We start from the raw sequence: 12,126 nt of genomic DNA on the forward strand, positions 1-12,126 counted from the left end.
ACTGAGCAAGTAGCGGCGGAAGGACAGGACGCCAGTCCGGTCCACGGAAAGGCTTACAGAATTTCTCATTATGTTTCTTCTGGACGACAAACAATGGGTTGAGCGCGTTCGTAGCTTTTAAAGTGAGGCACCTCAAAACTCTTCTGCTGAACACACGCAAGCATGATAAAACCACGAAGCAAATACTTTTACTGCATAATATATCTACAAGGAAACTAAAACATAAAACCAAAACTGATGAGTGATTATTTAGAAGCAGCTAAACTGGTGTATGAAGACGCCGCAAACAACCCGCAGAAAGGCCTTTGCTGCACAACCACAGTAGCTGTTGCACAACTCAGCAGTAGTTTCTTCACCCTATTCCTTTTCCTAAGTCATTTCCTTCCCGTCCCACTAAGAGTACCCAAAAAAGCGCCCACTGCTCTGGCCTATGTAGGGCCACCACAGCTGTCTGCCTTCTTTTTGGAGTGTAGCGCAGCAGCTTTTGCAGGTTGTAGGCCGTGGCTGCCAATAACATCACCTTGTGAGCTTGCCCCAGCCCCCGCGTGTTGATCTTCCGCATACCCATGTAGTTGAGGAGCGTGCCCAACACAGGCTCCACCGTCGCCTGCCGGGTTCTTTTCATGCGCCGGCCCCAGCGGCTGTTAAGGCGGGTAATGACCCGCTCGTACTCATCACGGTAGTAGGTGACCTCTATCTTTTTGACCTGCAGGTGGCCGATGCAGCTCTCTTTCACGGGGCAGTCCCTGCAGTCCTTCCTGGTGGTGTAGTAGGTTCTCTTTTTGTTGTTATTCTTCTTCTCCACCAGCACATTCCGGAATGTCACCTTCTTGTTTTGCGGGCAGAGCCAGTAGTCCCCCTCCCGGTGGTAGGTGAAGCCTTTGGGGCCTCCTTTGTAGGTGCCATGGGGCGGGATATAGGCGCTGATGCCCTTTTGCTCGAGCAGGGCATAGTTCTCTCCCGAGGAGTAGCCGGCGTCCGCCAGCAGGGTGCCGCAGGAGAGGCTTAACTGCTGCAGCCTTAGAGTGAGCGCCCTGAGTAGGGTGGGCAGGCACCGGCTGTCCTTCTTGTCCGCATGGTCAGCTTGCGCATGGGTGATGACGTGTCGGGACGAATCCACGGCCAGTTGTGAGAGGTAGCAGAGCTTACGGGCCTTACCTGGTTTCACCGCTATTCTGGCGTCGGGGTCCACCGGGGAGTAATGGGTCTTATTCGAAGTGAAACGGCTGTCCTTGTTGCTGGCTCCGGGGTGCTGGTCCTTGCTCCACTTTCTGTTGCGGGCTCTGATCTCCTGCAACTCGTCGCGGCTGGCTGTGATGGTGCGTTGCTGCTGAGTGGCCTTGTCCCGCATGGCCTTGCGGTCGGAAGGACTCATGGCTCTGACCCGCTCCAGGTGATCGGCTAGTTCCTCCCGGGGCACCTTAAGCTCGAGCGAGTCCATGGAAGCGTTGGCCTTGACTAAAGCTGAATCAACTACCTGCGTGTGGCCGGCCACCATGCCCGCCTCCACGCACAGGGAGAGCACATGTGTGAAGACTTTGTCGAAGAGGTCAGAGGGAAAGAGCTGACGGGTACGGGAGAGAGTAGAGTGCCAGGGCAGGGGCTCGTCGAGTTGGTAGCCAAGGAAATACAAGAGGTCCAGGCGAAGGCTGCAGTGCTCGATGAGCCTACGGTCAGAGACAATGTTCTCCAGGTAGCCCACCAGGCAGAGTTTGAAGAAGACCACCGGGTCAATGGATTGCTGGCCGCAGCGGCCGTAGTGCTCCCGCGTCAGGCCGTAGAGAAAGCCTAGATCAAGCCGCTGCTTGAGCCGCCGGTAAAAGTTGTGCTCCGGCACATGTGCCGAGAGCGAGAAGTACAGCTCCTTCTCGTCTTCAAAAATCTTCCTGCCCTGCATTGTGCCAAGAATTTGGTATTATATCCTTTTACGACTATCTTCAAAGGGTTGTGCAACAAGCACCACACCCGTATGGCAGCTGCCAGAGCTTGCTGTGCCCTCGAAAATGCTGGAGATGAACTACGGTTGCGGCTCCACGGTAAACCCGCGCGACCTGGGCCAGAACCCAACCGTGCTATATGTTGGCGTAGGGGGAGGCATGGAGCTGCTGCAGTTCTCCTATTTTAACCGCAGGCCCGGTGCCGTCATTGGCGTAGACCCCGTGGCCAGGATGCTGGATGTTTGCGACGGGAACCTTCGCCAGGCAGAGCGTGAGAACAACTGGTTTAAGCGGGATTTTGTGGAGCTGCGAAACGGCGATGCGCTGCAACTGCCCTTAGAAGATGAGTCCGTGGATGTGGCTGCCCAGAACTGCCTGTTTAACATTTTTAAGAAGGAGCTGCTGGAGGTGGCGCTGGGCGAAATGCACCGCGTGCTGAAGCCGCATGGGAGACTTGTACTGTCAGACCCGACCAGCGAAGACTTGATGCCGGAAAGCCTGCGCAACGATGACCGCCTGCGCGCCCTTTGCCTGAGTGGCGCCATGCCGCTGCAGCAGTACATCGACTTTATCACCGGCATTGGCTTTGGAACCGTGGAGGTAAGGGCCCGTCGCCCCTACCGCGTGCTGGCACCGGAGCAGTATGATACTGACAGCGTGATCTTCATTGAGAGCGTGGAAATTTGCGCCATCAAAGACCCGATGCCTGCCGACGGCCCCTGCGTTTTCACAGGCAAGCATGCCATCTACTATGGAGAAGAGGCATATTTTGATGATGGAAACGGGCACACCCTGCTCCATAATCAGCCTTTAGCCGTATGTGATAAAACTGCCAAAGCCCTGGGCAACCTTGGCAGAAAGGACATCTACATCACCGGATCCACCTGGTTCTATGACGGAGGCGGGTGCTGTTAAATCAGTTGCTCATTCTACTTTTTACATTCACCAGTGCATAAACTGCGTAGGAACTGAGGAACATACATAAACACCTAAATCACAGACAAAACTATGAAAAAAAAGAAATCAGTCATCGACAAAGTCAGGAAAGACAAAAGTACAAAAACAGCGTACCGGAGAAGTATAGCTGCATCAGCAGCAGCAGGACTAGTGGATTTCAGCTTGATTTCCTTGCTCCAGCTAGGCTATTTCAGGAAACTCCCGGACTTTCCGGGAAAGGTGTTTAACACCGTTAAGGTAAACACCTCCAAAGATGCCGTGATGTTGGGGATGCCGGACGGTGTAATCAGTCTGGGAGGCTATGCCGTCACCATGCTGCTGGCCGTAGCAGGAGCCAGGTTTAAGAAACGCTCCCGTGTCTTAGACCTGGTGCTGGGTGCTGTCGTCTTGGGCCAGGCGGCCGGTGCTGCACAGTACCTCTACAAAATGGCTTTCGTTCAGAAAAGGATTTGCGTCTATTGTGTGGCAGGCGCTGTCATTAATTTCGCTTCGTTGAAGCCAGCCTATCACCTGATCAGGAAGTAACTGAAGGAAGACTTTCTGCTTCTCCTGCCTGGCCGGCAGCTTCCCGGAAGTTACCGAGGAGCGAACCAATAGGTGAAGCTTTTTCGCCTCTACCCTACCGGCAAAACTCTGGCCCCTGTACCGCGTGCATTCTACCTGAATACAAAAGTAAAACACTATGGACTTAAAAAATAAGAAAGTGCTCATAACAGGTGGCAGCGCCGGTATAGGAAAAGCCATTATAAAAGAATTGGTGAACCGGGGTGTGCAGGATATTGCCGTGATAGGAAGAAGAAAAGAGCCGCTGGAAGCGCTTCGAACAGACCTCTCTTCCGTTAACTTCCTCACCATCCAGGGAAATGTCGCCAAAAGTGACGATCTGGAGAAAGCCGTTTCGACTATATCAGAGGAATGGGGCGAGCTGGACATCCTGATAAACAACGCGGGAGTGGTTAGCGCCGGCTTGCTTGCCGAGCAGAGTGAGGAGGATATCATCAACCAAATCAACATCAACGTCACCGGTCTCATTCTACTGACAAAGAAGGCGCTCCCCTTGCTGCAGAAAAGCAAGGAAGGAGCTATTATGAACTTATCCTCCGGCTTCGGGTACATTGCCATGCCATTCTACAGCGTATATGCCGCTACAAAGGCGGCTGTCGGGCAGTTCTCCGATGCCATGAGGAGAGAGTTGCACCAGTACCCGCTTCACGTGATGACCGTCTACCCTTCCTCCACGGATACCGACATGATGACAACTGCCAACACAGGGGAAATGGATAGCCCTGAAGAAGTGGCTAGGATATCTGTTGAAGGTCTGCTGAGCAAGGAGATAAATGTGGTCTTTGGCGGCAAGGAAAGAGAGGATAGTATCAGAATGAACTTCCTAGAGCCAAGGAAAATGGATGAGTACGCCATCTCTAACTTTGAAGGTATGAGGGAAATGGCTAAAACCCACCGCTCTATGTAGCGTTTGCTGTTTCTGTAAAACTTAAATATCGAAAAAGCCAGTTCCTTCATAAAATGAAGGAACTGGCTTTTTCGATATAAATGCGGAACCGCAGAAGATGGCATCTAAAACCAAGTATGTTTTCTTTATGTCGAAAGCAACAAACACCAGATTCCACTGTTTTAGAGGCTGTTTTGATTTAGCTCGCTTACCAAGGTCTCGGCATCAGTGTCTTCATAGAGGTAATTGTAAAACAGCTTCATTATCTGGAAGCGGTAGCCCAGCTCAATTGCCATTGTCATACCCGATGATTATTTAAGAAGCTCAAGGATTCTTAGGTAGCAACAGAGCAATTTTCTGCCTGCTCCAAAACTTTTAGCTCCAAAAAAAGTAAAGTCCCTAGAAGTAACCTAATAAATATATGAAGAGAAGCGAAGTCCTTATTCCATTTCAATACAAAAGAGTAAAAAACAGGCTGTGCCTTTTTTTAATTTTTACTATCGGCCTGTCTGCCTGTGGCGGTGAAACGGAGACAGAAACAGTATCGGAAGAGCCAGTTGCAGCGGAAGCCGATGCCGGTGCGGCAACAGAGTGGGACTATGAGAACACCAACTGGGAGCAAATCTCGGGGTCCGAGTGCCGGGCCAACGTGCAGTCTCCTGTCAACATTAATACGCAGGAGGTGATTGAGGCGGAGCTTTCAGACATACAGTACGAGTATGAACCCTTCCCTATGAAGATCGTGGACAACGGGCACACGGTGCAGGTGTATGGCACGGAGAACAGCTTTATCACGGTAGAGGGCAAGCGGTACCAGTTTATGCAGTTTCACTTCCACTATCCTTCTGAGCACACCATCGATGGGGAGCGATACCCGCTCGAGATGCATCTGGTGCACCAGGAGGAGGGCACGGGCAACCTGGCTGTGCTGGCCGTTTTCATAGAAGAAGGCACTACTGACAACCCTTTCCTGGAGAAGGTATTCACACAGATACCAGCTCAGAAGGAAGAGGAAGTGCAGACAGAAGTGCAATTAATGCTATCTGACTACATCCCTCCATCCCAGATTCACTATACCTACATCGGCTCTCTGACCACGCCTCCTTGTACAGTGGGTGTGGACTGGTTAGTCTTCAGGGAACCCATACAGGCATCAGAGGAACAAATAGCCAGGTTCTCTGCATTGTATGCCAATAACGCGCGGCCTGTGCAACCCCTCAACAACAGAAGGGTACTGAAGACAGAAGAGTAGTGTTCTCTTGTTCATGTGGCGATCGGCCGAGCCATAAGTCTCAGCCGATCGCCACATGAAGTTCTGTGCATGAAGCCGTTATAATCTTCCGCGTCAGCCTTCTGCCTGTACCACTTCTGGTGTCGCGTTCTCTTTTAAAAAACTCACCTTTGACTATATCTTGAACTTGTTTTTATGCAACCGCATGTGCTCACTAACTATTATGTCCGATATCTTGGCGTAGTGCTGCTTGACCTAGAATTTGGTGTCACCCAGCATCCGGCTCGCTGACTCGATAAGTATCCCGTTTGATAGTATGACGGTGGTGGCGAAGGCATGGCGGGCGAAATGGAAAGTCAGTGCCTTATTGATGCCGCACAGGCCGGCTATCTGTCTTTATTAGCCTCTATTGTCACCGGCTTCCCCTCCTGCAGGAGTTCCTGCTGAAATGCGTACACATTAAACCTGAGTATATCCAGGTACGCGTTTATTCTCCTAGCCTCCTCAGTATTCTCTTTTTTACGGCCTGAATCCACGGACCATTTGCCGGGGTGAGATTACGGTATGCAGGTTTTAAACCGCTTTCCGCAGATGGTGACACGCAGGTAGATGGGCAGCAGGTTGTTGCTGGTGCTAAACTTTTATCGTAAAACAGGCTGCTGATTTTAGTGTCCATTTTGGTTCCTCCTTTTACTGTTTAAGTTAAAAATCATTTGTAGGCTCCACAAGATGCACGAAACCTGTACATCTTTCTGAAAATCAAAGGGATACAGTAAATTCAAATACAAAGAATTCTTTTGGATTTTGGTAACCGAATTATACCCCTTAGGATGAAGAAAAACTGAATGATTTAGCAGGGGCATAGAAAATCAAAAGCCCGTAAATCGTTGATTTACGGGCTTTTGATTTTTTTGGTATCGCTACCAGCAGAGAGAGCGGGATTTTAATTCGCCTAACTATTGCTTGCCAATCAGCACTTTACAAACAACAACATACGCTACTCACAGAATTACTAACTGCCTAAAGTTGTGCAATTTAGCTACAAAGCTCACTATATAATGGTACGTCCTGCTCTTATATTTAGTAAGCAAATATTATCGGCATCAAAGAAACAGTATTTGAGAACTCCGTAGCTTTAGCTTAACTGCAAGGCAGGGTCAGTCAGTTCAAAAACGACATGACGATAATCATCTACGCCGGCACAAAGGGCTTTAAAACCAAGCTACATCCTGGACCTGAAGGCAGAACTGTCCGCCGTGGCTATAGCCGCATAAGTGAAGTACAGGGCTGTCCAGTAGAAAGGGCAGCCCCTTATACCTCACACTCTGTGATGCAGTACTTGTGGAAGGATTAAATTGAAAGTCCGCTTCCGTTGAAGGAGGCTTTGTTTTAAAACATGATTCCCTGTTCTTATTGAAGATTGTCTTTCTGTTTTAAAGTACAAGTACTTATAGCGATGCCATATCAATTACAAATCGGTACTTCACATCGCCTTTCAGCATGCGCTCATAAGCTTCATTGATATAGTCAATCGGGATAACCTCTACATCCGACAGGATATTATGCTCGGCACAGTAGTCCAGCATTTCCTGGGTCTCTGCTATTCCCCCTATCAATGAGCCGGCAATGCGGCGACGGCCGAATATCAGGGTGGCGGCATGCAGTTCGGGTGCCTCCGGCGGAACGCCCAGCAGTATCATGGTACCGTCGCGGCGCAACAGGCTGGCGTACATGTCCAGGCTTACTTTCGCCGAGACCGTATTGATGATGAAATCAAATGAGTTTCTTACTTCCTCTAAAGCCTTTGGGTCTTTAGTGACCACAAACCTGTGTGCTCCCAAACTCCTGGCATCTGCCTCCTTTTCCGGTGAGGTGCTTAACACTGTAACCTCGGCGCCCATAGAGGCGGCTAGCTTCACAGCCATGTGACCCAATCCTCCCAGGCCTACCACTGCCAGTGTATGCCCTTTCCCCACCTTCCACTCGCGGAGCGGGGAATAGGTCGTGATACCGGCGCATAGCAGCGGCGCAACACGCGCCAGGTCCTGGTCTTCCCGTATCTTAAGCACAAAGTCTTCCCGCACAATGATGCGGTTCGAGTAGCCGCCATAGGTCGGTGTGTCTAAGCCGGGTTCCGGGCTGTTGTAGGTTCCGGTGAACCCCACTTCACAATACTGTTCCAGGCCCTCCGAGCAGCTGGAGCAGGAGCGGCAGGAATCCACCATACAGCCCACGCCAGCCGTTTCGCCCACCTCAAACTTGTTTACATGCTCTCCCACTTGAACGATCCGCCCCACTATCTCATGGCCAGGCACGACGGGGTACGAGGCCCCACCCCACTCGCTTCTGACAGTATGCAGGTCTGAGTGGCAGACACCGCAGAATATTATCTCTAGCATCACATCGTGCGCCCCAACGTCACGGCGTTCAAAATCATAAGGCGCTAACGGCTGAACAGGATCGTAAGCGGCATATCCCTTTGCTGAAATCATAGTTTTGTTTTGTTGATGTATGTTTAGAAAAACGGTAACAGGTCAGGATTGTTTATGCCAGAAGCTAAATCAGCACAAAAAAGTGCGCCCTAGGATTCGTTCCCATTGACGCTGACCTCCTTCAGGACTCCTGGAAGCAACAGCCAGGTCCGCCCTTCTATAGTAAGTATTTGTCAGCTAAAAGAATCAGGCAGCACCTGGAATAGTTAACCCTGGCAAATAGACCAGACTTGAAATAGGCAAGGAGCTATTCATGAAGATCAAGTAATAAAGTATGTCAGGGACAAATTAAATGCATTACCAAGAAAGCTAATAAGTTAGAATAAGTGTGCTTATTTGTTGCTACGGATGAGTATCGAAACAATGAAAACTCTCCTGTTCTGAAGAGAGCCTTCTTTGTTTTGATATTAAAATCTTCAATTTTTAGCCATTCTTTTACACCGAGCCTGATGTTGGGAGTTCATATCCTCTAGAAAAAGACTATCTCTTTAAATCTAGGCTCTACTTGACATACGTCCATATATAAGCTGTTACATATGAAAATTTTAAGGAATCAATCGATCTTCCTGTAGTTGCTCAAACAGCTCAAAGAATGAATCTTCTGTACTCTGGTATACAGGAAAGCCCAGCTTTCGGCTCTTGGACATGTCCGTCATGACTTCAATGGGACGCCCTAAATCCAGGTCGGTGTGCCAGGGTGAGGCCAGCTTGTTTAAATCAGGCTCGGCCAAACCATTCCGCTCCGCAATCTCACGCCATATCGGGGCATCATTTGCTGTTTCAGCTTCCAACGGATGAATGGTACCGTCAAAGCCTAAGTGTTCAATTCCAAACCAATTAGCTATGCGCTTCCACAGCCATTTCCAACGGAAATAATCTCCGTTAACCACATTGAAGGCTTCGTTACGGGCTGCTTCCGTGGTGGCTGCCCATACCAGGTGTTTGGCCAGGACCCGGGCATCAGTCACATCGGAAAGCCCGTTCCATTGCGCGTCAGAACCGGGCCAGCGGAAAGGACGTCCCGCCTCTTTGCAAATAGTGGCATAGACCGCCAGGGTAGTTCCCAGGTTCATCATGTTGCCTACTGCTTTGCCAATCACCGTGTGCGGCCGATGGATGCTCCAGGTGAAGCCATCTCGGGCAGCGGCGGCATACACCTCATCCTCCTGGGCATAATAAAAATTCTCTATATCCAGTCGGGGCTGTTCCTCACGCAGAGGGGTTTGGGGCAGGAATCCATCCTTGGCATATGCTTCGAAGGGCCCCAGGTAATGCTTCAGGCCTGTGACCAAGGCTACGTGCTCCACCGTTTTCTTAGGCGACAGAGCACTTAGCAGATTGCGGACCATGGCGGCGTTCACCCTGATGTTTTCGGCTTCGGTTTCCGTGCGCATCCAACTGGTGATAAACACGTGCGTGGGATTAACCGTTGCTAAAGCTGCCTGCAGACGTTCCGGCTGCAGCAAATCGGCCGCAACAGGTTGTAGGTTCGCTACATCCTGCTTCGGGTTGCGGGCCAGGCCGTAGGTGGTCCATCCCTGGGAAATCAGCTCCTGGGCAAGATTGCTTCCGGTGATGCCACTTGCGCCAACTACTAATGCTATTTTTTCCATAATTCCATCGCGTGTTAATTCGTGCCATTTTTACTATGAAGGCACAAAGGATGATTTTGTTTAATCTATACGGTTCCGATATTTAGGGTCTTAGTTCCTTCTGGTTTTTTTTCACTACCGCCCCCACGGTCCTTCCTCCTTGGTTGCCTGTTTACATATGAAGGCCATTTCAAGTCGCAAGGACTTACGTGTGCGGCAAGCAAGAGCAATTGAAAATAGCTATTGCGCCTACCTCAGATTACCTGCGGCAGCCGAACGGTTTAAGGCAACTAATTCTTCATTTGAAGGGAAGGTTTTGGAATTCATTATTTTGTCCATTATGTAATCCCTTATAGCAGGGGCTTTTCCTTTTTGTGCGTTAGCAAGTGCCAGTTTAATTTCTGCTGCATTTAGTTCTGTACAGTAGGCAGGAGTTCCTGGTTCCTGTCTCCATGATTGGGCAAGGCTTCCCCCGTCAACGGTATCGAAACCTGACTGGTCAACCAGTTCAGCAGCTACTTTTTTATGGCCCTCGTTATCGCCAGCTACTGAAATAGCTATTCTTCCTTCCTCACCCGCGGCTTTCCCTTTGTGTTTGAGGGTATACTCCAAAATATTGTTGAACACCTTAATAACCGGTCTTCCCAATGTCTCGGATATATATTCACTTTCAGTCTTCCCTTCCAAGCCCGGCAGTTCCCCATCGCGCAGGGGATAGTAATTGGAGGTATCCATAATGATTACATCCTCAGGTACGTCTTGAAGTAAACTTTTCGACAGGTCTTTATAGACTTTAAAGGGGATGGAAAAAATGATGACCTCCACATCTTTAACCACCTCCTGTATGGTTGCAGCCGCTGCTCCCAAACTTGCAGCTATTTTTTGGAGTTCGGACATACCTCTGGTGTTGGTGACTTTTACCTGATGCCCTGTGGCAGACAGTTTTTTTGCAAGGGTGCTACCAATAGCACCGGTGCCAATGATTCCTATTTTCATATTATTTTATTGAATGATTAAAGTATGGCCGACGAGGCCTTTGTTTTGGTTCCTGAAAGCCATTCTGGTAGGGCAGTCCTAAATGTTCCCGAAGCGTGGAGCCGATATATTCTGTTCGCAGTAAACCTTTTTTTTGCAGGATAGGCACTACCTGCTCCACAGAAATCCGTCAGAAAGAAGTCGTCTGGTTTGGCTTTTTCGGCCAACTGCGCCGCTTTAATGTAGACGTCCTCGTTGATGAAGGCAGCTGCGTCTTCCCCAGGCCAGCGCCACCCGCCCTGCTCAATGCCCTGCCCACTGGCCAGCTGCGTGATGATGTGCATCTGTCTGCTTTTATCTTTATTCACGATATTCAGTTCGTTCGTTTACGCTGTCTTTCTGAAAGCTGGCTTGGGCAACTCTAAATTACCTCTAAGTGTATCGGCTTCGTACTCCGTTCGGAATATGCCGCGTTCCTGCAAAATAGGCACGACCAACTCTATAAATCCCGCAAGCCGTGGGGATGGTCCTGACGGAGTATCAACATATCTATTGCTCCCTGATCATACCATTGCTGCACCTGATCTGCCACTTTTTCGGCTGAACCAAAAAATAGTGGACGAGAGAGGCTGGTATTGGGAATGAACCGCAACAGTTCCATGTATTTTTCCTGCGCTTCCTGCTCTGTGCTGCCAACGATTGGATTTTGTGAGACGGACACGATAAAATCTTCCGGTCTTCTGCCTTTTACAACTAATTGTTTTCTTAATTCGTCCGCAATTGCCACTGTTTCCTCCAGTGTGCTGCCATGGGTAAACACACCGTCTGTATAGCTTGTGGCGTGGTCCATGAACGTTTGCGACCTACCTGCTGTATATAACACCGGCCGGCCCTGAACGGAACGGCTGAGATTCAATGGCCCTTCTACCGCAAAATATTTTCCCCGGTAATTTACCTTATGCATTTTCAGCGGATTCAAAATAAGCCACTTTCTTTATACCGGATAAAAGCATCATCTTCGTAGGTGTCCCACAACCCCACCCCGATTTCCATAAATTCTTTATTCATGGGGTATTGGTCTGACTTGCCGAGATGACCACGACTAAAGTTGACCATGCCTCCCGGGTTAGAGGTAATGGCATTCAAGGACGCACGGCCTTTGCTTATTTTGTCCAGCGACAGGATTTGCCGGGCAACACTATAAGGATCGGCATAGGAAGTGGAAACAGTAGCCGAAAGCCCTATTTTTTTAGTGTGCATACTGATGGCAGACATGACGGAAACACCTTCAAACATGCTCAGGTAATGCGGGATATTTCCCGGACCTACATGGCTCACGTCGACCAAAAAGAGCGTATCAAACTTTGCTGATTCTGCCAGTATAGCCTGTTTGATGTAAAAATCAATATTTTCATTGGCATCAGCAGGCATATCCGGATGCTGCCAGCCCACATGATTCCTTCCCAGACCATCAATATTGGCGGCAAGCTTT

11 protein-coding genes are annotated in these 12,126 nt (G+C 49.6%); 4 read left to right on the forward strand and 7 right to left on the reverse strand.

The annotated features are described in order from the left end of the window. Positions 1-352: 352 nt before the first annotated feature. On the reverse strand, positions 353-1,897 hold the full coding sequence (locus E1919_RS04840) for an IS1182 family transposase (RefSeq protein ID WP_162052228.1): 1,545 nt from the start codon (positions 1,895-1,897) through the stop codon (positions 353-355). A 1-nt stretch (position 1,898) separates the two neighbouring features. Here E1919_RS04840 and arsM point away from each other — a divergent pair, with 1 nt between their 5' ends. The 4 genes from arsM (at position 1,899) to E1919_RS04860 (ending at position 5,596) form a co-directional block, all read left to right on the forward strand. Continuing rightward, positions 1,899-2,852 carry an arsenosugar biosynthesis arsenite methyltransferase ArsM gene (arsM, locus tag E1919_RS04845; protein WP_262888692.1) on the forward strand — a complete coding sequence of 318 codons (954 nt, stop codon included), beginning with the start codon at positions 1,899-1,901 and terminating at the stop codon, positions 2,850-2,852. A gap of 93 nt (positions 2,853-2,945) precedes the next feature. Next, positions 2,946-3,419, forward strand: a complete 474-nt coding sequence (locus E1919_RS04850) for a vitamin K epoxide reductase family protein (RefSeq protein WP_162052229.1) — start codon at positions 2,946-2,948, stop codon at positions 3,417-3,419. Between the two features lie 157 nt (positions 3,420-3,576). Beyond that, positions 3,577-4,365: an SDR family NAD(P)-dependent oxidoreductase gene (locus E1919_RS04855; RefSeq protein ID WP_162052230.1), complete on the forward strand. Its 789-nt coding sequence runs from the start codon at positions 3,577-3,579 to the stop codon at positions 4,363-4,365. Between the two features lie 400 nt (positions 4,366-4,765). Then, positions 4,766-5,596: a carbonic anhydrase gene (locus tag E1919_RS04860; protein WP_162052231.1), complete on the forward strand. Its 831-nt coding sequence runs from the start codon at positions 4,766-4,768 to the stop codon at positions 5,594-5,596. A 1,427-nt stretch (positions 5,597-7,023) separates the two neighbouring features. Here E1919_RS04860 and E1919_RS04865 read toward each other — a convergent pair. The 6 genes from E1919_RS04865 to E1919_RS27305 all read right to left on the reverse strand — a co-directional run bounded on the left by E1919_RS04865 (position 7,024) and on the right by E1919_RS27305 (position 12,065). After that, complete coding sequence (locus tag E1919_RS04865; RefSeq protein ID WP_162052232.1) at positions 7,024-8,067, reverse strand: NAD(P)-dependent alcohol dehydrogenase; 1,044 nt, start codon at positions 8,065-8,067, stop codon at positions 7,024-7,026. A 545-nt stretch (positions 8,068-8,612) separates the two neighbouring features. Beyond that, positions 8,613-9,680: an SDR family oxidoreductase gene (locus tag E1919_RS04870; RefSeq protein ID WP_162052233.1), complete on the reverse strand. Its 1,068-nt coding sequence runs from the start codon at positions 9,678-9,680 to the stop codon at positions 8,613-8,615. A 228-nt stretch (positions 9,681-9,908) separates the two neighbouring features. Beyond that, complete coding sequence (locus E1919_RS04875) at positions 9,909-10,655, reverse strand: NADPH-dependent F420 reductase (protein WP_162052234.1); 747 nt, start codon at positions 10,653-10,655, stop codon at positions 9,909-9,911. A 17-nt stretch (positions 10,656-10,672) separates the two neighbouring features. After that, positions 10,673-11,002, reverse strand: a complete 330-nt coding sequence (locus E1919_RS04880) for a hypothetical protein (protein ID WP_162052235.1) — start codon at positions 11,000-11,002, stop codon at positions 10,673-10,675. A 131-nt stretch (positions 11,003-11,133) separates the two neighbouring features. Beyond that, positions 11,134-11,598 carry an LLM class flavin-dependent oxidoreductase gene (locus E1919_RS27300; RefSeq protein ID WP_202915849.1) on the reverse strand — a complete coding sequence of 155 codons (465 nt, stop codon included), beginning with the start codon at positions 11,596-11,598 and terminating at the stop codon, positions 11,134-11,136. Between the two features lie 11 nt (positions 11,599-11,609). After that, complete coding sequence (locus E1919_RS27305; protein WP_202915850.1) at positions 11,610-12,065, reverse strand: LLM class flavin-dependent oxidoreductase; 456 nt, start codon at positions 12,063-12,065, stop codon at positions 11,610-11,612. Positions 12,066-12,126 lie beyond the last annotated feature (61 nt).

The sequence above is a fragment of the Pontibacter pamirensis genome, from assembly GCF_010015475.1.
Classification (GTDB): domain Bacteria; phylum Bacteroidota; class Bacteroidia; order Cytophagales; family Hymenobacteraceae; genus Pontibacter; species Pontibacter pamirensis.

Bases quoted from the DNA above. Each gene is read 5' to 3' on its own strand.
- E1919_RS04840 (WP_162052228.1), bottom strand. From the start codon at position 1,897: ATGCAGGGCAGGAAGATTTTTGAAGACGAGAAGGAGCTGTACTTCTCG.
- E1919_RS04850 (WP_162052229.1), top strand. From the start codon at position 2,946: ATGAAAAAAAAGAAATCAGTCATCGACAAAGTCAGGAAAGACAAAAGT.
- E1919_RS04855 (WP_162052230.1), top strand. From the start codon at position 3,577: ATGGACTTAAAAAATAAGAAAGTGCTCATAACAGGTGGCAGCGCCGGT.
- E1919_RS04860 (WP_162052231.1), top strand. From the start codon at position 4,766: ATGAAGAGAAGCGAAGTCCTTATTCCATTTCAATACAAAAGAGTAAAA.
- E1919_RS04865 (WP_162052232.1), bottom strand. From the start codon at position 8,067: ATGATTTCAGCAAAGGGATATGCCGCTTACGATCCTGTTCAGCCGTTA.
- E1919_RS04870 (WP_162052233.1), bottom strand. From the start codon at position 9,680: ATGGAAAAAATAGCATTAGTAGTTGGCGCAAGTGGCATCACCGGAAGC.
- E1919_RS04875 (WP_162052234.1), bottom strand. From the start codon at position 10,655: ATGAAAATAGGAATCATTGGCACCGGTGCTATTGGTAGCACCCTTGCA.
- E1919_RS27300 (WP_202915849.1), bottom strand. From the start codon at position 11,598: ATGCATAAGGTAAATTACCGGGGAAAATATTTTGCGGTAGAAGGGCCA.
- E1919_RS27305 (WP_202915850.1), bottom strand. From the start codon at position 12,065: ATGCCTGCTGATGCCAATGAAAATATTGATTTTTACATCAAACAGGCT.